At 73.7% G+C, this 22,248-nt stretch carries 18 protein-coding genes; 11 read left to right on the top strand and 7 right to left on the bottom strand.

Going from position 1 to position 22,248, the window contains the following annotated elements; genetic code table 11:
• Nucleotides 1–12 precede the first annotated feature (12 nt).
• Nucleotides 13–1,179 (top strand): YihY/virulence factor BrkB family protein, encoded by a 1,167-nt coding sequence (locus tag ACFRFC_RS23765; protein ID WP_382692827.1) that lies wholly within the window; start codon nucleotides 13–15, stop codon nucleotides 1,177–1,179.
• 30 nt (nucleotides 1,180–1,209) lie between these two features.
• On the opposite strand, the gene ACFRFC_RS23760 is transcribed toward ACFRFC_RS23765, so the two are convergent.
• Complete coding sequence (locus ACFRFC_RS23760) at nucleotides 1,210–2,061, bottom strand: NmrA family transcriptional regulator (protein ID WP_382692825.1); 852 nt, start codon at nucleotides 2,059–2,061, stop codon at nucleotides 1,210–1,212.
• 82 nt (nucleotides 2,062–2,143) lie between these two features.
• Here ACFRFC_RS23760 and ACFRFC_RS23755 point away from each other — a divergent pair, with 82 nt between their 5' ends.
• Together ACFRFC_RS23755 and ACFRFC_RS23750 are read left to right on the top strand one after the other, a co-directional pair.
• The gene (locus ACFRFC_RS23755; protein WP_382692823.1) at nucleotides 2,144–3,079 is read left to right on the top strand and encodes an AraC family transcriptional regulator; all 936 of its coding nucleotides are present in this window, start codon (nucleotides 2,144–2,146) and stop codon (nucleotides 3,077–3,079) included.
• Nucleotides 3,080–3,089: 10 nt separating this feature from the next.
• Entirely contained in the window at nucleotides 3,090–3,785 is a 696-nt protein-coding gene (locus tag ACFRFC_RS23750; RefSeq protein WP_382692821.1) for a helix-turn-helix domain-containing protein, read from the top strand.
• Here ACFRFC_RS23750 and ACFRFC_RS23745 read toward each other — a convergent pair.
• The gene (locus ACFRFC_RS23745; protein WP_382692819.1) at nucleotides 3,765–4,166 is read right to left on the bottom strand and encodes a VOC family protein; all 402 of its coding nucleotides are present in this window, start codon (nucleotides 4,164–4,166) and stop codon (nucleotides 3,765–3,767) included. The genes ACFRFC_RS23750 and ACFRFC_RS23745 overlap by 21 nt on opposite strands.
• A gap of 182 nt (nucleotides 4,167–4,348) precedes the next feature.
• Between ACFRFC_RS23745 and ACFRFC_RS23740 the strand changes: the two genes are divergently transcribed.
• Nucleotides 4,349–5,083, top strand: a complete 735-nt coding sequence (locus tag ACFRFC_RS23740; protein WP_382692817.1) for a class I SAM-dependent methyltransferase — start codon at nucleotides 4,349–4,351, stop codon at nucleotides 5,081–5,083.
• Nucleotides 5,084–5,245: 162 nt separating this feature from the next.
• Here ACFRFC_RS23740 and ACFRFC_RS23735 read toward each other — a convergent pair whose 3' ends face one another.
• Complete coding sequence (locus tag ACFRFC_RS23735) at nucleotides 5,246–6,061, bottom strand: SAM-dependent methyltransferase (RefSeq protein WP_382692815.1); 816 nt, start codon at nucleotides 6,059–6,061, stop codon at nucleotides 5,246–5,248.
• 308 nt (nucleotides 6,062–6,369) lie between these two features.
• On the opposite strand from ACFRFC_RS23735, the gene ACFRFC_RS23730 reads away from it, so the two are divergent.
• Nucleotides 6,370–7,977, top strand: a complete 1,608-nt coding sequence (locus ACFRFC_RS23730) for a carboxylesterase/lipase family protein (RefSeq protein ID WP_382692813.1) — start codon at nucleotides 6,370–6,372, stop codon at nucleotides 7,975–7,977.
• 256 nt (nucleotides 7,978–8,233) lie between these two features.
• Here ACFRFC_RS23730 and mmuM read toward each other — a convergent pair whose 3' ends face one another.
• Nucleotides 8,234–9,172, bottom strand: a complete 939-nt coding sequence (mmuM, locus tag ACFRFC_RS23725) for a homocysteine S-methyltransferase (protein WP_382692811.1) — start codon at nucleotides 9,170–9,172, stop codon at nucleotides 8,234–8,236.
• A 256-nt stretch (nucleotides 9,173–9,428) separates the two neighbouring features.
• Here mmuM and ACFRFC_RS23720 point away from each other — a divergent pair, with 256 nt between their 5' ends.
• Together ACFRFC_RS23720 and ACFRFC_RS23715 are read left to right on the top strand one after the other, a co-directional pair.
• Complete coding sequence (locus ACFRFC_RS23720) at nucleotides 9,429–11,147, top strand: PHP domain-containing protein (protein ID WP_382692809.1); 1,719 nt, start codon at nucleotides 9,429–9,431, stop codon at nucleotides 11,145–11,147.
• Entirely contained in the window at nucleotides 11,144–11,668 is a 525-nt protein-coding gene (locus tag ACFRFC_RS23715; RefSeq protein WP_382692807.1) for a hypothetical protein, read from the top strand. The genes ACFRFC_RS23720 and ACFRFC_RS23715 overlap by 4 nt, the downstream gene beginning before the upstream one ends.
• Before the next feature lie 327 nt (nucleotides 11,669–11,995).
• Here the strand turns inward: ACFRFC_RS23715 and ACFRFC_RS23710 are convergent, their stop codons facing one another.
• The 3 genes from ACFRFC_RS23710 to ACFRFC_RS23700 form a co-directional block, all read right to left on the bottom strand.
• Nucleotides 11,996–14,863, bottom strand: a complete 2,868-nt coding sequence (locus ACFRFC_RS23710) for a glycoside hydrolase family 2 TIM barrel-domain containing protein (protein WP_382693756.1) — start codon at nucleotides 14,861–14,863, stop codon at nucleotides 11,996–11,998.
• A 233-nt stretch (nucleotides 14,864–15,096) separates the two neighbouring features.
• On the bottom strand, nucleotides 15,097–16,374 hold the full coding sequence (locus ACFRFC_RS23705; protein WP_382693755.1) for an FAD-binding protein: 1,278 nt from the start codon (nucleotides 16,372–16,374) through the stop codon (nucleotides 15,097–15,099).
• Between the two features lie 63 nt (nucleotides 16,375–16,437).
• Nucleotides 16,438–16,959, bottom strand: coding sequence for a TetR/AcrR family transcriptional regulator (locus ACFRFC_RS23700; protein ID WP_382693753.1), 522 nt, complete (start codon nucleotides 16,957–16,959; stop codon nucleotides 16,438–16,440).
• A 122-nt stretch (nucleotides 16,960–17,081) separates the two neighbouring features.
• On the opposite strand from ACFRFC_RS23700, the gene ACFRFC_RS23695 reads away from it, so the two are divergent.
• The 4 genes from ACFRFC_RS23695 (at nucleotide 17,082) to rsgA (ending at nucleotide 22,089) form a co-directional block, all read left to right on the top strand.
• The gene (locus tag ACFRFC_RS23695; RefSeq protein WP_382693751.1) at nucleotides 17,082–18,401 is read left to right on the top strand and encodes a radical SAM protein; all 1,320 of its coding nucleotides are present in this window, start codon (nucleotides 17,082–17,084) and stop codon (nucleotides 18,399–18,401) included.
• A 10-nt stretch (nucleotides 18,402–18,411) separates the two neighbouring features.
• Nucleotides 18,412–19,002: a hypothetical protein gene (locus ACFRFC_RS23690; RefSeq protein ID WP_382693750.1), complete on the top strand. Its 591-nt coding sequence runs from the start codon at nucleotides 18,412–18,414 to the stop codon at nucleotides 19,000–19,002.
• 203 nt (nucleotides 19,003–19,205) lie between these two features.
• Complete coding sequence (locus tag ACFRFC_RS23685; protein WP_382693748.1) at nucleotides 19,206–20,699, top strand: cellulose binding domain-containing protein; 1,494 nt, start codon at nucleotides 19,206–19,208, stop codon at nucleotides 20,697–20,699.
• A gap of 262 nt (nucleotides 20,700–20,961) precedes the next feature.
• Complete coding sequence (gene rsgA / locus ACFRFC_RS23680; RefSeq protein ID WP_382693747.1) at nucleotides 20,962–22,089, top strand: ribosome small subunit-dependent GTPase A; 1,128 nt, start codon at nucleotides 20,962–20,964, stop codon at nucleotides 22,087–22,089.
• The last annotated feature ends 159 nt before the right edge of the window (nucleotides 22,090–22,248 follow it).

Raw genomic sequence — 22,248 nt, 5'->3', positions numbered from 1 at the left:
TACCTTTGGCTCGTGCAGCCAGCAAGTGACCTCCCGAAGACGCCGCCCTCCGGCCGTCTGCATCGCGCGCGTGCCCTCTACCGGAACGTCTCCAAGCGCCGGACCGCCTGGCTGCTGGTGAAGGACACCGTCCATTCCTGTATCGAGTACCGGATCCTGGGCCTGGCCGCCGAGGCCGCGTTCTTCACCCTGCTGTCGGTACCGCCGCTGCTGCTCAGCATGATCGGACTGCTCGGCTACGTCGACGACTGGACCGGCACCGACACCATCTCCAGCCTGGAGACCAACCTCCTGGAGGCGTCCCGCACGGTCCTGTCGGACAAGGGCGTCACCGAGATCGCCAAGCCGATCCTGGACGATGTGATGCGCGGCGGGCGGCCCGACGTGATCTCCATAGGCTTCCTGTTCGCCCTGTGGTCGGGCTCGCGCGCCGTCAACGTCTTCATCGACACGATCACCGTGATGTACGGCCTCGACGGTGTACGCGGCATCGTCAAGACCCGGCTGGTGTCGTTCCTGCTGTTCCTCGTCGCCCTGGTGGTCGGCTCCATCGCCCTGCCGCTGATGGTGGCCGGACCGGACGCGGTGCTGCGGATCCTGCCCTGGTCCACGACGCTCGTCCAGGTGCTGTACTGGCCGGTCGTCATCGTCCTGTCGATCGCCTTCCTGACCACGCTGTACCACGTCTCGGTGCCGGTCCGCTCCCCATGGATCGAGGACGTCCCCGGCGCCCTGGTCGCCCTCGGCATGTGGGTGCTCGGCAGCTTCCTGCTGCGCATCTACCTCGCGAACACCGTCGAGGGCGCCACGATCTACGGCTCCCTGGCCGCCGCCGTCGCCGTCCTGCTGTGGATCGGCGTGTCCGCCTTCGCCGTCCTGGTCGGCGCGGCCATGAACGCCGCCATCGACCGCGTCTGGCCCGCCGCCGCGACCGCCGCCGCCCGCGCCGCCAACGAACGGCTGCGCGAGGCCCAGGTCGAGGAGTACGTCGCCCGCGCCAAGGCCGCCCGCGAGGCCCACCCCGACGATCCCGACGACCCGGACATGCCCTCGGAGTTCCCCGAACGCTGGTCCCGCTTCCTCCCCCCGGAGGACGTCACGTCCCGCCTGCGCGCCACCCACGGCAAGACACCGGGCAAGCACGGCGAGAACGACCACCGGGGCAACCGGGAGGGCTGACCCCGGCCCGGCCGGCGGCTCACCCCTGCCTCACCCCTGCCACACCCCCGCCGCGGCCGACTCCCGGACGAACTCCGAGAACGTACGGGGCGCCCGGCCCAGCACCTCCCGGATCCCCTCGGAGAGATGGGCGTTGCGGCCGTCGAGCAGGCCCTCGAAGACCTCAAGGAGGAAGGCGACCTCCTCGGGCGGCAGGCCGAAACCGGCCAGCGCCTCGCCGTACTCCGGCATCGGCGGCGAGCGGAAGGCGAGGTCGCGGCCGCTGACCGCGGCGATCTCCGCGACCGCCTCGCCCCAGGTCAGCAACTGTCCCCCGGACACGTCGAGCGACGTGCGGACATAGGTGTCACCGGACGTCAGCGCCGTCACGACCACGTCCGCCACATCCTGGAGATCCACGAACGGCTCCCGCACCCCGCCCGCCGGGAACACCAGCTCCCCGCCCCGCAGCTGGTCCGCCAGCAGCCCTTCGCTGAAGTTCTGCATGAACCAGGCGGACCGTACGACCGTCCAGTCCGCGCCCGACTCCCGCAGCGCCTCCTCGGTGGGCCGTGCCTGCTCCTCCCCGCGCCCCGACAGCAGCACCAGCCGCCGCACACCCAGCGCCACCGCCTCGTGGGCCAGCAGCCCGACCGCGAGGGTCGCCTCCGGGGCACCCACGTCGGCGGGGTGCGCCAGATACGCCGCGTCCGCGCCGCGCAGCGTGTCCGCCCAGGTCGTCCGGTCGTTCCAGTCGAAGCCCCGCGCCCGCGAGGCGGCCCGTACGGTCAGGCCCGCGCCGCTCGCCGCCGCCGCCACCCGGCGCCCGGTACGCCCCGAGGCCCCGGTGACGACCAGCGTCATGTCCTTGGTGTCTTTGATGTCCTTCTTGTGGTGTGCCATGTCTCCCAGTCAACGCCCGGGACCCCGGACCGCCCATCGCCGAGCCGCTCACCCCCATAAGCGCCCGTCTACGCTGGCCCCCATGGACGCACTCGCCGGCCTGCTGGACGGCCCCCGCGCGCGGGGTGCCCATATGATCCGGGCCTGTTTCGACCCGCCGTGGGGCGTGCGCGTGGAGGACCACGCGCCGCTGACGGTGATGGTCATGGTGCGCGGCACGGCCTGGGTGCTCCCGGACACCGGGGAGCGGCTGCTGCTGCGCGCCGGTGACGTGGCCATCGCGCGCGGGCCCGCCCCGTACACCTGCGCCGACGACCCCGGCACCGCCCCGCAGGCGCTGATCCTGCCCGGCGGCGAGTGCAGCTACCCCGACGGCCGCCCCCTCAACGGCTCCATGGACCTCGGTGTACGCACCTGGGGCGACCATCCCGACGGGGAGACCGTCCTGCTGATCGGCACCTATCTCTGGCAGGGCGAGATCAGCGCCCGGCTGCTGGACGCCCTGCCCCCGCTGCTCTGCCTCGGCCCCGACGCGTGGGACTGCCCGCTCGCCCCGCTGGTCATGCAGGAGATCGTGCGCGACGAGCCCGGCCAGGAGGTGGTCCTGGACCGGATGCTCGACCTGCTGGTCATCGCCATCCTGCGGGCCTGGTTCTCCCGCCCCGACGCCGCCGCACCCGCCTGGTACCGCGCCCTCGCCGACCCGGTCGTCGGCCGGGTCCTGCGCCTCCTCCAGGACGATCCCGCGCACCCCTGGACGGTCGCCGGCCTCGCCGCCAAGGCCGGTGTCTCCCGCGCCGCGCTCGCCCGCCGCTTCACCGCCCTGGTCGGCGAGCCCGTGATGACGTACCTCACCGGCTGGCGCCTCGCCCTGGCCGCAGACCGGCTGCGCGACAGCGACGACACCCTGGAGTCCATCGCCCGCCGGGTCGGCTACGGCAGCGCCTTCGCCCTGTCCAGCGCCTTCAAACGGGTGTACGGCGTCAGCCCCCAGGAGCACCGCTCCCGCCGGGCGTAGCCTGGCGTACGTGTACCAGGAACGGGCCTCCCGGCTGACCGGCGCGGTCGTCTGGACGAACACCCCGTCCGGCGGCCCCGGCACCGGCCGCGTCCTGCCCGACGGCTGCATGGATCTGCTCTGGCACGACGGCCGGCTGCTGGTCGCGGGCCCCGACACCCGGGCGCACCGCCCCGGGGACGGGAACGGCGGCCCCTGGACCGGCGTCCGTCTCGCCCCCGGCACCGCGCCCGCGCTCCTCGGCGTCCCCGCGCACGAGCTGCGCGACCGCCGGGTGGCCCTGACCGACCTGTGGCCGCTCGCCGAGGTGCGCCCGCTGGCCGCGCGGCTGTCCGCCGCCGCCGATCCCGGCGCCGCCCTGGAAGCCGTGGCGCTGGAACGCGCCGCGCTCACCGCGCCGCCCGACCCCGCGCTGCGGCGGGTCGTCGCCGCCCTCGCCGCGGGCCGCCCGGTCGCCGCGACCGCCGACCGGCTGGGCCTGGGCGCCCGCCAGCTGCACCGCCGCTCCCTGGCCGCCTTCGGCTACGGCCCGAAGACCCTCGCCCGGGTGCTGCGGCTCCAGCGGGCGCTGGCCCTGGCCCGCGCGGGCGTCCCGTACGCCGAGACCGCCGCCCGCGCGGGCTACGCCGACCAGGCGCATCTGTCCCGGGACGTGAAGGACCTGACCGGGCTGCCGCTCGGGGAGCTACTCGGCGGCGCCCGGTAGCGCGGCGAACAGGTCCACGCCGTTGCCGTCCGGGTCGTGCACCACCGCGTACCGCTGCCCCCAGAAGGCGTCCCAGGGCTTCAGCTCACCGTGGTACCCGGCCCCGGTCAGCTCCCCGTACACCAGGTCCACCTCGGCCGGGTCGTCGCAGCGCAGCGCGAGCGAGTGCCGGGACCCTGCGGGCGGCACGAATCCGGGGTGGAAGGCGCGCACGCTCTCCTCGGTGTCCAGCAGCAGCCGCAGCCCGCCGGGCAACTCGGCCTCCGCGTGCGGTTGCGCGTCCGCGCCGTCCGGGAAGGCGAACCCGAGCCGGCGGTAGAAGGCGACAGAGGCGGCCATGTCGGAGACGACCAGGCCGAAAGCGTCGAATCGTGGAGTCATGGGGTCACCGTAGGTGGGGAGGGGGCGGGGGTCTTGAAGGAATCGGACGCGGACTCCAGGAGGTGGGGCGTCGGGAGATGGATGCCTGCCAGGACACGGGACCCCGGAGGGGACCCCACACCGGACGTCACAGCCCCCGGAAACCCGTTGCCCATAGCCCCCCGTCCCCCTACCGTCGCCCCATGCCCGACGCCTGCTTCGCCGATCCCCGGCTCGCCCCGCTCTACGATCCGCTCGACCCGGACCGATCCGATCTGGACGCCTATCTGGGCATGGCCGAGGAGTTCGGGGCCCGCCGGGTGCTGGACATCGGCTGTGGGACCGGCGTGTTCGCGCTGCTGCTGGCCGGGCGTGGCCTGGAGGTGGTGGGCGTCGATCCTGCGGCGGCCTCGCTGGACGTGGCGCGGGGCAAGCCGGGCGCCGGGCGGGTGCGCTGGATCCACGGCGACGCGGGCGTACTGCCCCCGCTCACCGCCGACCTGGCCACCATGACCGGCAATGTCGCCCAGTCCATCGCCGACCCGCGGGACTGGCGGCGGACCCTGCGCGGCGCGTACCGGGCGCTGCGGCCGGGCGGGCGTCTGGTGTTCGAGACCCGCGACCCGGCCCGCCGGGCCTGGGAGAAGTGGAACCGCGAGGAGACGTACGCCGTGACCGACGTCCCCGGGGTCGGTCCGGTCACCCACTGGATCGACCTGATCGAGGCGGACGGCCCGCTGGTGACGTTCCGTTCGTCCTACGACCTTCCCGGGACCGGCGAAACCCTGCGCTCCCACTCGACCCTGCGGTTCCGCGAGCGCGCGGAGGTGGCGGCCGACCTGGCGGAGCACGGATACCAGGTGGCGGACGTGCGGGACGCGCCCGACCGGCCCGGCCGTGAGTTCGTGTTCGTGGCGCTGCGCCCCGCGGCGGACTGACACATCGGCCGGTCGAAGATCACCGGCCCGTGGGGCGGGTCGAGGGGACGGACGCACGCCGCCCCCGCCGTCGGTGACCGGGCCCGGGGGAGCGGACCGGTGACCGGTATCGGTACGTGGCCGAAAGTCGACGGTCACCGGGCCGCCCCCTCGGGGGCGAATTCAGGACTTGCGGCCCACCGCGCCGTACGCGTCCACGGCCACGTCCGACGCGTCGCCCTCGGGCCGCCAGCGGTTCACCTGGGTGACCCCCGGCTCCACCAGCTCCAGGCCGTCGAAGAACCCGGCGATCTCCTCCACACTGCGCACGTAGTACGGCACCGCGCCGCTCGCGTTGTACGCGTCCGACGCGGCGATCATGCCCTCGCTGGTCGCGGTGGAGTCGCTGATCACCAGGTGGCTGCCCGCGGGCAGACCGGCCATCAGCCGCTGCACCAGGGCGCGTGCCTTGTCGTACTCGGCGACATGGCCGAGCGTGTTGAGGATGATCAGGGCGATCGGCTGCGAGAAGTCAAGGGTGCCCGCGGCGGCCTTGAGGACCGTGTCCGGGTCGTACAGATCGGCGTCCAGGTAGGCGGTCCTGCCCTCGGGGGTGCTGGTCAGCAGCGCGTTGGCGTGGGTCAGCACGATCGGGTCGTTGTCGACGTACACGATCCGGGCGTCCGGCGCGGCGCGCTGGGCGACCTCATGGGTGTTGTCGGCGGTCGGCAGCCCGGTGCCGACGTCCAGGAACTGCCGGATGCCCTGCTCCACGGCCAGGTACCGCACGGCACGGCCCAGGAAGTGCCGGCTGGTGACCGCGACATCGACCAGCCCGGGGAAGATCTCCTTGATGTGGTCCCCGATCTCGCGGTCGACCTCGTAGTTGTCCTTGCCCCCGACGAAGTAGTTCCAGAAACGGGCGGAGTGCGGCTTGGTGGTGTCGATCCGAGCGCGAAGCTCCGCCGAGGCGACGATCTGGGGGTTGGACTCCGACACGGCAGTGCCTCCTGCGGAAGAGAAATGATCAGGTCAGCAACAACGTAGGCGAACTTCCGACCGGAGCTGCGGCTTTGTGACGGCTCGCCGTATGCGCACGGTGAAGTTTTGGCCATCTTCTGGGGGTGGCGAGTACACGATGCCACGACGTCGCGGACGAAGGACAGCCTGGAGCCCCTCCGGCAAGATCATCGAACGCCCGCCATCACCTGAACAGCCCCCGCGCACCCGTCCCGCACCGGAATAGATCCGCCCGGTGTGATGCTCTGGAAGGGACGCGCGAGCCGTGATGAAGGGCTGGTGGGCGGATGACAAGGGCAGACCGGGCGGACCGGACGGACCCCGTGGTGCGGACGCCGTACGGGGCGGTGCGGGGACGTTACGAGAACGAGGTCGCGGTGTTCCGGGGGATCCCGTACGCGGCGCCCCCCTTCGGCCCGAACCGCTTCCGGCCGCCCGTGCCGCCCGCGCCCTGGGACGGGGTCCGGGACGCCGTCGACTTCGGCCCGACGCCGCCGAAACCGCCGTACTCCGAAGCCTTCGCGCAGTATCTCTCCGACCCGGTCGTCCCCGGCGACGACTGTCTGAACCTGAACGTCTGGACGCCCGAGCCCGGCCCCGGCGCCCGGCTGCCGGTCATGGTGTGGGTGCACGGCGGCGCGCTGACCCGGGGGTCGTCCGCGGTGCCGGTCTACGACGGCGGCCCGTTCGCGCGGGACGGGGTGGTTCTCGTCTCGATCAACTACCGGCTCGGTGTCGAGGGCTACGGCCTGTTCCCCGACGCCCCCGCAAACGCCGGTCTGCGCGATCAGATCGCCGCGCTGACCTGGGTGTACGAGTCGATCGAGGCGTTCGGCGGGGACCCCGGGCGGATCACGGTGTTCGGCCAGTCGGCGGGCGCCATCAGCGTCGGCGCCCTGATCGCCGCCCCGCAGACCCAGGGCCTGGTGCGGCGGGCGGTGCTCCAGAGCGGGGCGCCGGAGGCGGTCGAGCGGGACAAGGTACGGCGGATGGTGCGCCGGATGGCCACCCGGCTGAGGGTGCCGGCCACCGCCGCGGCCTTCGCCGACGTCGACCGTGAGCTGCTGCTGCGCACCCAGGCCGAGGTGGGCCGGCTCAGCAGCCCGGTGCTGGGCGGCCCGGCCTTCGGCATCGTGGTGGACGGCGAGGTCGTCCCGCGCGACCCCCTGACGGCCCTGACCGAGGGCGGCGCGGCCCCGGGTGTGGACCTGCTGATGGGCTGGACCCGGGACGAGTACCGCCTGTGGCTGGTCCCCGGCGGCCTCCTGGAACGCGTCGACCGTCTCGGCCCGGTCGCCCTCGCCGGTGCCATGGCCCGCTGCCGCTGCGGCCACGAGGTGCCGCGCGGCTACCGCACCCTGAGCCCCGAGGCCGGCACCGCCGAGATCGTCGGCCAGATGGTCACCGACCATCTCCTGCGCCTTCCGATGCACCACCTGGCCGACGCCCGCCCCGCCTCGTCCTACCTCTACGAGTTCGCCTGGCCGTCGCTCCTCCCCGACCTGGGCGCCTGCCATGCCCTGGAACTCGGCTTCGTCTTCGACACCGGCGAGACCCCCGACGCCGTCAAACTCGCGGGCACCGGCGCCCCCCGGGCCCTGGCCGACGCCATGCACCGTTCCTGGATCCGCTTCGCCACCGACGGCACCCCGGGCTGGCCGCACTGGGACCCCACCCACCCCGTCCACCTCTTCGGCGCCGGCCCACCCCACACCGTCAAGTCCCCCCGAGACGCCCACCTCTCCCTCTGGACCACCCCGCCCCCACCCCAGTCCCCACCCCCACCCGCCCCCACCCCCCTCCCGGCCCGCATGACAGACCTCCGCTCAGTGGTCCGCCGCCTACGCCTCCCGGGAAACGTGAGACGCACGGACGTAGGGGGCGGCGGAGCGTGAGCCGCACAGACGTAGGGGGAGGCGGAGCGTGACCCGGACGCAGGGGGGGGCGACACGGCGCGGGAGCCGGACGTAGAGGGGCGAGAGGGCGCGGGAGCCGGACGCAGGGGGAGACAGGGCGCGGGAGCCGTGAGGGGGGCTGGACGCGGGAGCCGTGAGGGGGCGGCTGGGCAACCGCCCTTCTTAGGGGCGCGGGGAACTGCGCGACCAGCCACACACAACCCGCACCCGGCACACAACCAAAACCCCCCACCCCCTACCCCTCCCGCAAAACCCCCGCAACGGAAGCGATCACATCCGGCCCCACCCGACAACACCCCCCCACCAGCCGAGCCCCACCCTCCCGCCACCCCCGCACCATCCCGGAGGGAAACCCGGAACACCCGGAGAACCCGGAAAACGCAGACCGCCCCACCCACCCCCCACCACCCCACGTCTCCCCACTGTTGGGATACACAACAACCGGCTTCCCGGTGACCCGGGCGGCCAGCCCCACCGCCGGCCCCACCTCCCTGGGCGCACAGCAGTTCACCCCCACCGCCACCACCTCATCCACCCCCGCCACCAGCCCGAACGCCTCCTCCAGCCGCTGCCCGGCCCGCGTCCGCAGCCCCTCCACCGTGTACGACAGCCACACCGGCACCCCCACCCCCCGCACGGCCCGCAGCAGCGCCACCGCCTCGTCGGTGTCCGGGACCGTCTCCAGCGCGAGCACATCCACCCCGGCCCCCACCAGCACCTCCACCCGGGCCCGATGGAACCGCTCCAGCTCCGCCACCCCCACCCCGTACCGCCCCCGGTACTCGGACCCGTCCGCCAGCATCGCGCCATACGGCCCCACCGACCCCGCCACCCACAGACGCCGCGCCACCCCCGCCCGCCGCGCCGCCTCCCGCGCCAGCTCCACACTGCGCCCGATCAGCTCCGCCGCCCGCTCCCGCCCGACGCCCCGCCGCGCGAACCCCTCGAAGGTCGCCTGGTAGCTGGCCGTGATGGCGACATCGGCCCCGGCCGCGAAGTAGGCGAGATGCGCCGCGACGATCGCCTCCGGCGCCTCCGCCAGCAACCGCGCCGACCACAGCGCGTCCCCCAGGTCGTACCCGGCCGCTTCCAGCTGGTTGGACATCCCCCCGTCGAGCACCAGCGTCCCGGCGGCGAGCGCGGCGGCGAACGAGGAAGGCTGTGCGCTGCTCATATCTCGACGCTAGTCGACCCCGGGCCCCATCGGCTCGGGCAATGGGGCCCGCCCCCAGGTCGCCTCAAACCGGCCCAAACGCGAAGTCCCGCGCGCAAGCTGTGAACGGCCGTGCGAGCGTGCGTGTCGGGGCCGTCCGATGATCACCCGATGGTCGCGCAAAGTTCATGTGCCCCCTTGATTCTCCTCACGCGGAGCAGCAGCACCGCGTACAGCCGCCGCCGCGGAAGACAGCGGCGGTAACAGGAGGCACATCATGGGGCACAGCCACGGACCCGGGCATCACCACCACCACGATCATGACCACGGCCATGACCACGAGCAGGAGCAGACGGCGCTGCCCGCCGCCTTCGACGCCTCCGTGCCGGACACCGAACTGAGCCCCGCCCAGCGCTCCCGCCGCTCACTGCTGCGCCGCGCCGGACTGCTCGGCGCAGGTCTCGCCGCCGGCGGTGTGCTCGCGCCGCAGGCCGCCGCGGCCTCCACGGCCCAGTCGGCGTCGTCCTCCTCCGGCAGCCGCACCAACGGCTTCCTGTGGCTGGCCGGGGACCACCACATCCACACCCAGTACAGCAACGACGGCAAGTACACGGTCGGCGACCAGGTCCGCCAGGGCGCCAAGCACGGCATGGACTGGCTGGTCATCACCGACCACGGCAGCGCCACGCACGCCAAGATCGGTGTGGAGAAGGTCAACCCGGACATCAAGGCGGCCCGTTCCGCGTACGAGGACACCCTGGTCTTCCAGGGCCTGGAGTGGAACATCCCGTCCGCCGAGCACGGCACGGTGTTCGTGCACCCCGGCGCCAACGAGGTGGCCGTCCTCAAGCAGTTCGAGAACGACTACGACGGCAGCGTCAAGGGCGCCACCGGCAACTCGCCCGCCAACGAGGCCCTCGCGGTCGCCGGTCTGGCCTTCCTCTCCGACCAGGTCAAGAAGCGCAAGGTGCAGGACGCGCTGATGCTGGCCAACCACCCGGCGCGGCGCGGCGTGGACTCCCCGCACGAGATCCGCGCCTGGCGCGACGCCTCCACGACGAGCCGGCAGATCGCCGTCGGCTTCGAGGGCGCCCCCGGTCACCAGGCCGCCGGACTGCCCGCCCCGCTCGGCCCCGGCCGGGCCCGCGGCATCTACGACAACAACCCCAGCGCCGACTCCTTCGCGGGCTACCCGCTGGAGAGCTACCGCACCTGGGGCGGCTTCGACTGGATGACCGCCACCGTGGGCGGCCTGTGGGACAGCCTGATCGCCGAGGGCAAGCCCTGGTGGATCACCGCCAACTCCGACTCCCACCAGGTCTACGCCGACACCGCGGCCCGCGGCGGCGGCGACTTCAACACCAACGGCCGTTACGACGACCCGGTCTACGGCGGCATCGACCTGGCGCAGGGCGACTACTGGCCCGGCTACTACAGCCGTACCCACGTCGGCTCCGCGGACTTCTCGTACGCCGCCGTCATGGACGGCATCCGGGCCGGCCGTATCTGGGTCGACCACGGCCAGCTGCTCTCCGGTCTGGACGTGCGGCTGACCGGCGGCAGCCGCTGGGCCACCCTCGGCGGCGCCCTCCAGGTCAAGAAGGGCACCCGCGTCACCCTCTCCGTCGAGGTCGCGCTGGCCGGCGGTCCCAACTGGGCCGGGTTCACCCCGAAGCTGGCCCGCGTGGATGTCATCCAGGGCGATGTCACCGGCGAGGTCAAGGACCGGGACACCTTCACCGCCCCGTCCGCGAAGGTGGTCGGCTCGTACGAGGTGAACAAGTCCACCGGCACCGCGAAGCTGACCTACGACCTCGGCAAGGTCGACCGCCCGGTCTACGTCCGGCTGCGCGGCACCGACGGCAACCGCAACGGTGTGGGCGTGGGCGGCGCCGCCGTCGACCCGAACGGCCCGGTGCTGGACGTGGTCGGCGACGCCGACCCGTGGAAGGACCTGTGGTTCTACACGAACCCGGTGTGGGTCCTGCCCTCGTGACCCCCTTCGTCTTCGGGTCCGTCCTCACGGTCGACGCGGGGACGAAGGACCTGCGTGCGGCCGATCACCTGCTCCAGGCGCTCGCGGCCGAGCTCGCCCTCCCCGAGGGCGGGTTCGGCTGCACCCACCTGGTGCGGGACGACCGGCCGCGCGTCGTCCTGTCCTTCACCCTGGACACGCCGGAGGCGCTGCGCGCCGCCCGGGACCGGCTCACCACCTGGGGCCACGAGGTCACCGACGGCGCCCCCGACGACTGCGGCAGGGCCGTCCGCTACCCGGGCGTCGCCGCGCTCACCGGCACCCTGCCGGTCGGGGAGATCCTCGCCGCCTCCGCGATCGACGCGGTGACCGTCCTGGGCACCCCGGGCGACCCCGCCCCCGACCTGCCGCTCCACACCCGCGACCATGTCCGCCCGCAGTGGCGCCAGGGCCGTCTGGTGCTCGCCGCCCAGCCCGCCGCGGGCGGCATCCTGGTGCCGTTCGAACACCCGGACCCGACGCCCTGCTGCGCCGACCACTGAGCGCTCCGCTCACCTCCCGGCCGGTTCACGCCCGGCCGGTTCACCCAGCGCGGGGGGGCGGCGGCGGGGCCGGGGGGCGCCGCGGGGGGGGTGGGGGGGGTGGCCCCGGGGGGGCGCCCCCCCCCCGGCCCCGGCCGGGCCCCCGCCCGGCCGTCACACCCCGCGGGCGCGCCCCGGGAGAGCCCGGGGCGACCGCGCGGTTTTGGGCGACGATGTCCCCGCGGTGGCCCACGACCGGCGCTGGGGCCGCGATCCGGTCCAGGAGCCGCAGGTTCCCCGGCCGGGGAACAGGGCCACTGCCCCGGTGCCCGGCGGGGTGGGCGGCGTTCAGCCGGTCGGGGTGAACACGAACGCGAACTCGGCCGGTTCCGCCCGCAGCAGGTACGGCGGCAGCGGGCCCGGCCCGCAGGACTGTGAGCCGATGCCGCTCTGCCCGTGGTCCAGATTGACCCACACCGTCTCCCCGGGCGTCAGGTCGCTCAGATGCCCGGCCGCGTCCAGTTGCTCGGTGCTCCAGCGGCGGGCGGTCAGCCAGAACTCCGGGTCGCCCTCGACCCGCAGCCCGCCGAGTTCCGCCCAGCGCACACCGGGCCGGGCGCCGTTCTCCTGCGGCCGGACGTACGGCGTCTGGAGGGCGTCGACCGTGGACCGCCAGCGGCCGGTGCGGCACGCCGCCCGGGTGTCCGGGTAGCCCTCGCCGGGCCCGCCGCCGTACCAGCTCACCCGGTCCGCCGCCGCGAGCCCGAAGCGCACCCCGAGCCGGGGCAGCGGCACCGGCCACGCGCCCTGCGGGGTCACCGTGACCGCCAGCCGCAGCCGGGTGCCGTCGCCGGTCCACCGGTACACCGTGGACAGGCCCGCCTCCCGGCCCGCCGGTGCCACCCGAGTCCGTACCGTCAGCGCGTCCGCGGCCATCTCCACGCCCTCCGGCCGGTGCCGCATCCGGTGCAGGCCCAGCGTGCGCCAGAGCGGCCCGAGGCGGGGGCCGGGCTGCCAGGGGGCGCCCTCGTCGTTGTCGGTGGGCGCCCGCCAGACGTCCAGCCGCAGCCCGGTCACCGGCACCTCCCCGAGCGACAGCAGCGCCCCCGTGCCGGAGTCGAAGACCCCCGGGCCGAGGACGATCCCGCCCTCGCGCTCCTGCGGGCGGGCGCCCGCCGGCACCGACGGCACCCGGCGGGCGACGGCGGGCAACTGCGCCCACGCCACCTCATGCCCCCGCTCGGCCCACGCCGTGTCCCCGGCCAGCACCGCCCGGAGCGTCCACAGCGCCTCACCGCCGGGCCCGTCCGGCGGCTGCGGCAGCTTCAGTTCGGCCGACTCGCCCGCCGCCAGCGGCGGCACCGACAGCGTGCCCGCCGCCACCGTCACGCCCTCCACCTGGTACGCCCACTCGAACGCCAGCGCCGACAGATCGGCGAAGTCCTGCCGGTTCGTCACCCGTACGGTGCCGCCCCGGCCGTCGCCCTCGATGCGGACCGGCTCGATCACCTTCTTGAACTCCACCAGCCCCGGGGACGGGGTGCGGTCCGGGAACAGCAGCCCGTCACACACGAAGTTCCCGTCGTGCAGCTCCTCCCCGAAGTCACCGCCGTACGCGAACCCGTACCGCGTGTCCGTCACCCCGTGGTCGATCCACTCCCAGACGAACCCGCCCTGGAGCCGGTCGTACGACTCGAACAGCCGCTGGTACTCGGTGAGTCCGCCCGGCCCGTTGCCCATCGCGTGCGCGTACTCGCACAGCACGAACGGCAGCCGTCGGCGGCGCTGGGTGCCGCCGTCCAGACCGCGCCCGATCAGCTCGGTCTCCGTGTGCGGGAGATACATCCGGGAGTACATGTCGGTGTCGCGGCAGTCGTGGTCGCCCTCGTAGTGCAGCAGCCGCGAGGAGTCGCGCGCCCGGATCCAGCGGGCCATCGCGGTCAGCCCGCGCCCGGTGCCCGCCTCGTTGCCCAGTGACCAGACGATCACCGACGGATGGTTCTTGTCCCGCTCGACCATCCGCGCGGCCCGGTCGAGCAGCGCGGGCGTCCAGCGGTCGTCGTCGGCCGGGTTGTCCCGCCAGTCCTGTCCGGTGAAACCGTGGGTCTCCAGATCGCACTCGTCGATCACCCACAGCCCGTACTCGTCGCACAGGTCCAGGAAGGCCGGGTGCGGCGGATAGTGCGAGGCGCGCACGGCGTTGACGTTGTGCCGCTTCATCAGCAGCACGTCCTCGCGCATCGTGGCCACGTCCAGCGCCCGGCCCCGCTCGGGGTGCCACTCGTGCCGGTTGACGCCCTTGAAGAGGACCGGCCGCCCGTTGACCTTGATCAGGCCGTCGTGCAGGGCGACGGTCCGGAAGCCGACGCGCAGTGCCACCCGCTCGCCCGCCGTGGCCAGTACGGCGTCGTACAGCCGTGGGGTCTCCGCAGTCCAGGGCGCCACCGGCACCGTCGCCGTCTCGCCGGTCGCCAGGTCCAGGCCCAGCTCCGGGACGGTGACCCGGCCGGGCACCTCGGAGTCGACGCGCAGTGTGCCCGTCCCGGCGGTGTGGTCGTAGGAGGCGTGCACGAAGAAGTCACGCGCCGCGCCGGGCGGGCGGTGCAGCAGCGTCACGTCCCGGAAGATCCCGGGCAGCCACCACTGGTCCTGGTCCTCCAGATACGAGCCCGCCGACCACTGGTGGACCCGTACCGCGAGCACATTGCCGCCCGGCCTCAGCAGCGCCCCGACCGCGAACTCGTGCGGCAGCCGGGAGCCCTTGAACTCGCCGAGCGCGGTGCCGTTCAGCCACACCCGGGCGCAGGACTCCACGCCGTCGAAGCGCAGCACCGCGTCGCCGTCGCCCGGCCAGCCGCCGGGCAGGTCGAAGACGCGCAGATGGTCCCCGGTGGGGTTCTCGGCCGGTACGCGCGGCGGGTCGACCGGGAACGGATAGACCTGGTTGGTGTAGCTCGGGGCGCCGAACGCCCCCTCGCCCTGGAGCACCCAGTGGCCGGGCACGGTGATCGCGGCCCAGTGCCCGGCGTCGTACCCGGGCCGGGCGAAGGAGTCGTCCTCGGCGCCCGCGGTGGGGGAGAGCCGAAAGCGCCAGGTGCCGTTCAGCGACAGCGTCGTGGCGTCGGTGGACAGGGGGCGGGCCCGGGGCGGCAGGAAGCCGCTGCCGGGCGAGACGTCCTCGACGTAGGCGGGGGCGGTGGTCGGACGGAAGGACATCGCTCTCCTCGGTCGGCCTGGGTGACGGTCCCGGCGACGGCGCGGAAGCCGTCGCCCAGAGGGTGCCCGCGGGGCTGTCCCCTGGGGCATCCCAGGAAGCCCGCGCCGATGGCGGGACGCGCGCCCGTGCGGACCGCGACGGTCACCGCAACGGCGTACCGACGGGGGCGGGGGCGGCGGACCGCTTCCGACCGGGCCCCCGTGGCGGCGGACCGCTCCTCACCGGCCCCCGGTCACGGCAGGGCGGGCAGAAAGCCCCGTACGAACGCGTTGGTGAACCTGCCGTCCGGGTCCAGCTCCCGCACCAGCGCCCGGAAGTCGTCGAACCGCGGGTACCGCCCGCGCACCACCGCGCCCGGCATCTCGAACACCTTCCCCCAGTGCGGCCGGGGCGCGAAACCGTCCAGCGCCGCCTCGACCCGCCGCATCACCGGCAGTACGGCGGCGGTGTCCGCCACCCAGGTGAAGTGCACTGCCACGGTGTCCCGGCCGTGGCTCGGACTCAGCCACTGCCCGTCGGCGGCGACCGTGCGCACCTCACAGGTCTGGGTCACCGGCCCGAGGTCGGCCCGCAGCGCGTCGAGCGCGGCCAGCGCGTCCGCGGTGTGCTCCCGGGGCATCAGATACTCGGACTGGAGTTCGTCACCGCTGCTCGGCGTGAACTCGGCCCGGAAGTGCGGCAGCCGCTCGTGCCAGGGCCCCGCCACCCCGAGCTGCTCGGTGCAGTTTCCCGCGGGCATCCCCGCCACCGGGTGCAGCGCCTCGGTCGCGGGCGTGCCCCAGGGCAGCTCTGGCAGCTGCTGATCGGTACGCCGCTTGACCCACACCTGCCGGAAGCCCGGCGCCTTCCAGTCGGTGAACAGACTCACGCTGTACGCGGCGCTCAGCACCGCCTCGAAGTCGGTGCCGGTCAGCGGCAGTTCGGTGCGGAGCCACTGCTCGACCTCGAACGCGGGCTCCAGGTCCAGGGTGAGCGCGGTGACCATGCCGAGCGCGCCGAGCGCGGTGACGGCACCGCCGAAGCGGGCGTCACCCCGGCCGATCGTCACCGTCGTACCGTCGCCGGTGAGCAGCTCCACCTCCCGTACGGCGTCCGACAGCGGTCCGTTGCCCGCCCCCGAGCCATGGGTGCCGGTCGCCACCGAACCGGCCACCGAGATGTGCGGCAGCGAGGCCAGGTTGGGCAGCGCGAGGCCGCGGGCGTGCACCGCGCGGCCGAGTTCGGCGTACCGCACGCCCCCGGAGACCCGGACCGTACGGGCGTCCGTGTCGATGTCGAGCACCGGCGGCAGCGCGTCGAGCGACAGCAGGACGCCTCCGGGGCCGGGCTCGGCGAGGGTGTTGAAGGAGTGCCCGCTGCCCAGCACCCGCACCCGCGCGGCGGAGGTGACCAGGTCCCGCAGGGCGCCGAGGGTGGGCGGCCGGCGCACCTGCCCGGTGGTGTAGGTGATGTTCCCGGCCCAGTTGGTCACGGTCCCTGTGGTCCCCGTCGTTCCCGTTGTCCCGGTCATGTGGCGATCCCTCCCCGGCGGACATGTAGTGATCATCACATCACCCTGGCCGGATGGGCGCGCTCAGCGCACCGTCAGGCCGCCGATCACCAGGTCCACCAGCCGGCGCAGCCTGCGGTGCAGTACCTCGGGGCCGCCGTCCGAGCGGGCGATGCCGACCGTCGAGGCGAGCAGGACGGCGGCGGTCTCCATCGGCTCGGGCGTCCCGGCGAGCAGCTGGGCGAGGAGGTAGACCAGCTCGTCGTCGGCCGGGGGCAGGCCCATCGCGGCGGCCTGGACCACCAGCTCGTGCGGGAAGGCCGCCCCGCCGGTCCCGGCCGCGGCCAGCTTGACCAGCAGCACCCCGTGCACCCGGTCGGCCAGCGGGCCCTCGGTGTCCCGGGCGCGCTCGGCCGCCCGGACGATCCGGCCGGTCACACACTCGGCGACGGCCGCGAAGACATCGTGCTTGTTGCGGAAGTACTGATATAGCGCGGGGCGGGACACCCCGGCGGCCTGGGCGATCAGATCCATCGAGGTGTGCGCGAAACCATGGCGGGCGAAGACCGCGACCGCCGCCCCCGCGATGTCGTCCCGTTTGGTCATACGGACGACTCTGACGAAAACTGTCAGAAGCGTCAACGCTCACCCCCGGACCCGGCCGCACACCCGCCGGGGCCGGGGGCATACCGTGAAGAGTCGAACACCGCCGCAGGGAGGAGACAAGGATGGGCAGCCGCACCGCGCTCGTCGAGGATCTGATGGAGCGCTTCCCGCATGTGCCACGGGAGGCGGTCTTCAAGGAGGATCTCCTGCGTGGCGGTCTCGCCTTCGACCCGTCGGCGCTCAGTGACAACGAGGGGGGCGAGGTCAAGCCGAAGTCGTACTTCATCTTCTCCTTCGACCACGGCACCCTCCCGGAACTGGGCGAAGCCGCGCTGCGCCGCCCGCCGGAGGAGATCATCCTCACCGGCGGCCCCTACGATCTGCGCCGCACGGTCGTCTCGGTCCGGGTGAACCCGGCCTCCCCCTACCGCGTCGCCGCCGACGACTCCGGCATGCTCGGCCTCTACCTCGACGGCAAGCGCATCGCCGACGTGGGCGTGCCGCCGATGCCGGAGTACTACCGGCACACCCTCTCCAACGGGAAGTCGGTCATGGAGGTGGCCCCCACCATCCAGTGGGGCTACCTGATCTATCTGACCGTCTTCCGGGTCTGCCAGTACTTCGGCGCCAAGGAGGAGTGCCAGTACTGCGACATCAATCACAACTGGCGTCAGCACAAGGCGGCCGGGCGGCCGTACACCGGCGTCAAGGACGTGGAGGAGGTGCTGGAGGCGCTGGAGATCATCGACCGGTACGACACCGCCAAGGCGTCCACGGCCTACACCCTCACCGGCGGCGCCATCACCAAGACCGTCTCCGGCCGCGACGAGGCCGACTTCTACGGCCACTACGCCAAGGCCATCGAGGAGCGTTTCCCCGGCCGCTGGATCGGCAAGGTGGTCGCCCAGGCGCTGCCGCGCGACGACGTCCAGCGCTTCAAGGACTACGGCGTGCAGATCTACCACCCCAACTACGAGGTGTGGGACGAGTACCTGTTCAAGATGTTCTGCCCCGGCAAGGAGCGGTACGTCGGCCGGGACGTGTGGCACAAGCGGATCCTGGAGTCGGCGGAGGTCTTCGGGGCCCGCAATGTCATCCCGAACTTCGTCGCGGGGGTCGAGATGGCCGAGCCGTTCGGCTTCAAGACGGTCGACGAGGCCATCGCCTCGACCACCGAGGGCCTGCGCTTCTTCATGTCCCGGGGCATCACGCCCCGCTTCACCACCTGGTGCCCCGAGCCGACCACCCCGCTGGGCAAGGCCAACCCGCAGGGCGCCCCGCTGGAGTACCACATCCGGCTGCTGGAGGCGTACCGCGCCACCATGGACGAGTTCGGCCTCGCCTCGCCCCCCGGCTACGGCAAGCCCGGCCCCGGCCGCGCGGTCTTCTCCGTCAGCTCCTTCATGGACAGCCTTCCGGCCGAGGAGCCGGTGGAGGTGTGAGGCACAGGGCGTGGGTCAGTATGTGACGCTGGCCGCGGCGGTGATCATCGGCCGACCGCGGCTGGAGGCGTATCTACGGGCGCCCGTCCGCCCCGCGTCCACGTGGGGGGAGCGGGACTGGGCCGGGCTCTGCGCGCCCTGGAGCGAAGGGCGCCGCTACCGCGAGGAACTGTCCGCCGCCGTCGCCGAGTGCGACCGCTGGACCGGCGGGGACCACGCCGGGCTGCTGAGCACGCTGGCCGAGGACGACGTCCTGAGCGCCGGGTACGACCCGGACAGCGGCTCCCTCGCCCTCGACGCCGACGTACGGGTCGACTTCCGGCTCCCCGGCCTGATCTGGGCCTGTACCGCGCTGCGCGGCATGGCCTCGTTCCTGACCGGCGAGGACGCCGGGCTGGTGACCGTCACCGCCGACTGGGACGCGGGGAGCGCACTGCTGCGGCTGCTGCCGGGACGGTCGGCGTTCCTCGACCGTGAGCGGGACGCCGCCGAGTGGGCGCGGGCCAGGGACCTGGAGTTCGAGGTGCGGTGCGCGGTGCCCGGGGCGGTGTCCTGCGAGGTGGGCGGCGAGGTGGGGGAGCTGCTGGCGCGGGGGGCGTGAGCTGCGGGAGACACGGAGACCCGCGGAGACCCGCGGAGACCCGCGGAGACCCGCGGAGACCCGCGAGGCGCCGGAGGCGGCTAATCGGATGCCTGGCTTGTCATTTGTGGTGAAAACGTGAAAGGCTCGGCAGCGCCCGCGAGGTTCCCCATAACTCCCGTATCCATAGGGTGAGTTGACCTCGCTCTGGACGCAGGAGACCCATGCCAGACCTGCCGACCCCCCAGAACGCCATGGAGGCCGCGGAGTTCGACGAGAGCTGGGACACCGTGCTCTCGTACGCGGACCTGTGCACGGGCGGCTCCGACGCCGCCGTGGAACTGGCCACCGAGGCGTTCGCGCACGGCATCCGGGAGACCCGTACCGGCGGCAGCGGCCGTGGTGCCGGACGCCGCCCGGCCACCCTGCCGCACCTCCCGCTGCTGCTCTGCGCGGTCCGTGACACGGCCGCCGACTGGGAGCGCCGCGGCCAGGGCCACCGGCTCGACCCCGAGCTACGGCTGTGGCTCACCTCCGGGCAGGCCGTGCGGCACACCGCCGGGGCGCCGTCCCAGCGCCCGCTCGCGCTGCGCGGCCTCCAGGACATGCAGCGGCCCGACGCCGCCCTGCTGTGGCTGACGGAGGTCGAGGCGCAGCCGCTGCCCGTGGTCGCCGCCCGCCTCGGACTCGACCCGGCCGGGATCGCCGAGGAGCGCACCGAGGTGCGCGCACTCTTCCGCGACCGCTGCTTACGCAACCATCTCGACCGCCCGATGGACCCGCAGTGCCGCGGCTACGCCCGGATGCTCGACGCCGTCACCCGGACCGCCGTCGCGAACACCCCCGATGACCTCTCCCGCCATCTCGCCCGCTGCGCCCACTGCGCGGAGGCCGCGGCCTGTCTGCGGGTGCAGGGCGGCGGACTGCCCGCCGCGCTCGCCGGAGGGGTGCTCGGCTGGGGCGGCCTCGCCTACCTCGAACGCCGCCGCCGCGCCGCCGAGGTCCGGCTCGCCGCCGGACAGGCCGCGAGCGCCGGTGCCCGCCGGACGCCGGACCCGCGCCGGATCGGGGTGCTGCGCGGCGGGCTGCTCGCCGGGGCGGTGCTCGTCTCCGTCATCGCGCTCGGCGTCTCCCTGATGCCGTTCGGCGGCGCGACGAGCGACGCCGCGGCCCAGGGCGACGCCCCCGACCGGGTGCCCATCGCCGACCCGGACACGGCGGAGCCGGACGAGTCGCCGGAGCCGTCGGAGACCCCCCGCCCGTCACAGTCGCCGCCGCCGCCCACCCCGGCCGCCTCCACCGCACCACCCGCCCACCAGGACCCGGACCCGGAACCCCAGGGCACCTCCACCTCCACCTCTACCTCCACGGAGGCCACCGGCGGGGTGGACGCGAGCCCCGAGAGCGGCTGCCGGGCGACGTACGACGTGACCAGCGAGTGGTCCACCGGCTTCGAGGCCACCGTCGAGATCAGCACCGAACACGCCCTCGACGGCTGGACCGTCGGCTGGAGCTTCCGCGACGGCCAGCGCATCTCCACGATGTGGGACGCCCGGCATGTGCAGGACGGCTCCCGGGTGACGGCACGCGCCGCCCACTACAACCGGGCCGTCCCGGCGGGCGGCTCGCTCACCTTCGGCTTCGTCGCCCTCCTGGACGACGGCAACGTACCGGCCCACGACTTCACCCTCAACGGGCGGGAGTGTGTGACGCGCTGACCCGCGGCGGACGGGAAAGGGCAGGTGGAAAACGCGTTGACGGGGCCGGGGAGAGCCGGGCTAAAGTCTCGGGGAGCGACGGCGGGCCCACTGGGCCACCGCCGGAGCCGTACCGACGAGAGAGTCAGGAGGTGTCGACAGATGGCTGTCACTGCGCTGGGCGCTGCCCGCATCCCGCACACCATCACGTCCACCTCCGCGGTCACCGGCTGACCTCACCGCGCCTACGCGCCCGCCGGGACCGCATGTAGAAGGGTCCCCGTTGACTCCCCACTCTGCTTCGGCGAACTCCGCGGATTCCGCCGATTCCGCGGTTCTCTCCACCCTCCTCCCCTACGGCTGGGACGACGCCTGGGCGGCCGAGTTCGCCCCCTACGCGGCCGAAGGGCTGCTGCCCGGACGCGTGGTCCGGGTCGACCGCGGCCAGTGCGATGTGCTGACCGCCGCCGGGCCGCTGCGCGCCGACACCGCGTTCGTCACGCCGCACGATCCGCTGCGGGTCGTGTGCACGGGCGACTGGGTCGCCGTGGAGCCCGGCGGCAATCCGCGCTATGTCCGGGCGTACCTGCCACGCCGTACGGCGTTCGTCCGCTCCACCTCGTCCAAGCGGTCCGAGGGGCAGATCCTCGCGGCCAACGTCGATCACGCGATCATCGCCGTCTCACTCGCCGTCGAACTGGACCTCGGCCGCGTCGAACGCTTCCTCGCCCTCGCCTGGGAGTCCGGCGCCCAGCCGGTCGTGGTGCTGACCAAGGCCGACCTGGTGCCGGACGCGGCGACGCTCGGGTACCTGGTGCAGGACGTCGAGACCACGGCGCCCGGGGTGCCGGTGCTGCCGGTCAGCGCGCTGGACGGTGACGGCGTCGATGTCCTCGCGGCGGTCGTCGGCGGCGGTACGTCCGTGCTGATCGGCCAGTCCGGGGCCGGGAAATCGACCCTGGCCAACGCGCTCCTCGGGGAGGCGGTGATGGACGTCCAGGCCACCCGCGACACCGACGGCAAGGGACGCCACACCACCACGACCCGCAACCTGCTGCCGCTGCCCGGCGGCGGGGTGCTGATCGACACCCCCGGCCTGCGCGGCGTCGGCCTCTGGGACGCCGAGACCGGCGTCGGACAGGTGTTCTCCGAGATCGACGAACTGGCCGCGCGCTGCCGCTTCCACGACTGCGCCCATGAGTCGGAACCCGGCTGCGCGGTCCGCGAGGCCATCGACACCGGCGCCCTCCCGGCCCGCCGCCTGGAGAGCTACCGCAAGCTCCTGCGCGAGAACCAGCGAATCGTCGCCAAGACCGACGCCCGCGTCCGCGCGGAGATCCGCAAGGACTGGAAGAGGAAGGGAGCGATCGGCCGAGCGGCACAGGAGGCCAAGCGGGGCCGACAGCGCTAGGGCCTGTCCGGCGGACCCATGTGACTACCGGCTCGCTGGCCGACGTCCGACGCCGGAGGGGGGGCGGAGCCGCGCCACTGCGCGCTCCGCCCCCGGGTGGGGTGCCGCCCCCGGGTGGGGTGCCGCCCCCGGGTGGGGTGCCGCCCCCGGGTGGGGTGC

The organism is Streptomyces sp. NPDC056734 (genome assembly GCF_042790455.1).
Taxonomy (GTDB): domain Bacteria; phylum Actinomycetota; class Actinomycetes; order Streptomycetales; family Streptomycetaceae; genus Streptomyces.
Note: the sequence above shows the minus strand (reverse complement) of the source record. Positions and strands in the feature narration are given on the sequence as shown.

Excerpts from the sequence above, each read along its gene's own strand:
- ACFRFC_RS23760 (WP_382692825.1), bottom strand. The coding sequence starts at position 2,061 with ATGGCACACCACAAGAAGGACATCAAAGACACCAAGGACATGACGCTG.
- ACFRFC_RS23755 (WP_382692823.1), top strand. The coding sequence starts at position 2,144 with ATGGACGCACTCGCCGGCCTGCTGGACGGCCCCCGCGCGCGGGGTGCC.
- ACFRFC_RS23745 (WP_382692819.1), bottom strand. The coding sequence starts at position 4,166 with ATGACTCCACGATTCGACGCTTTCGGCCTGGTCGTCTCCGACATGGCC.
- ACFRFC_RS23740 (WP_382692817.1), top strand. The coding sequence starts at position 4,349 with ATGCCCGACGCCTGCTTCGCCGATCCCCGGCTCGCCCCGCTCTACGAT.
- ACFRFC_RS23730 (WP_382692813.1), top strand. The coding sequence starts at position 6,370 with ATGACAAGGGCAGACCGGGCGGACCGGACGGACCCCGTGGTGCGGACG.
- mmuM (WP_382692811.1), bottom strand. The coding sequence starts at position 9,172 with ATGAGCAGCGCACAGCCTTCCTCGTTCGCCGCCGCGCTCGCCGCCGGG.
- ACFRFC_RS23720 (WP_382692809.1), top strand. The coding sequence starts at position 9,429 with ATGGGGCACAGCCACGGACCCGGGCATCACCACCACCACGATCATGAC.
- ACFRFC_RS23710 (WP_382693756.1), bottom strand. The coding sequence starts at position 14,863 with ATGTCCTTCCGTCCGACCACCGCCCCCGCCTACGTCGAGGACGTCTCG.
- ACFRFC_RS23705 (WP_382693755.1), bottom strand. The coding sequence starts at position 16,374 with ATGACCGGGACAACGGGAACGACGGGGACCACAGGGACCGTGACCAAC.
- ACFRFC_RS23700 (WP_382693753.1), bottom strand. The coding sequence starts at position 16,959 with ATGACCAAACGGGACGACATCGCGGGGGCGGCGGTCGCGGTCTTCGCC.
- ACFRFC_RS23695 (WP_382693751.1), top strand. The coding sequence starts at position 17,082 with ATGGGCAGCCGCACCGCGCTCGTCGAGGATCTGATGGAGCGCTTCCCG.
- ACFRFC_RS23685 (WP_382693748.1), top strand. The coding sequence starts at position 19,206 with ATGCCAGACCTGCCGACCCCCCAGAACGCCATGGAGGCCGCGGAGTTC.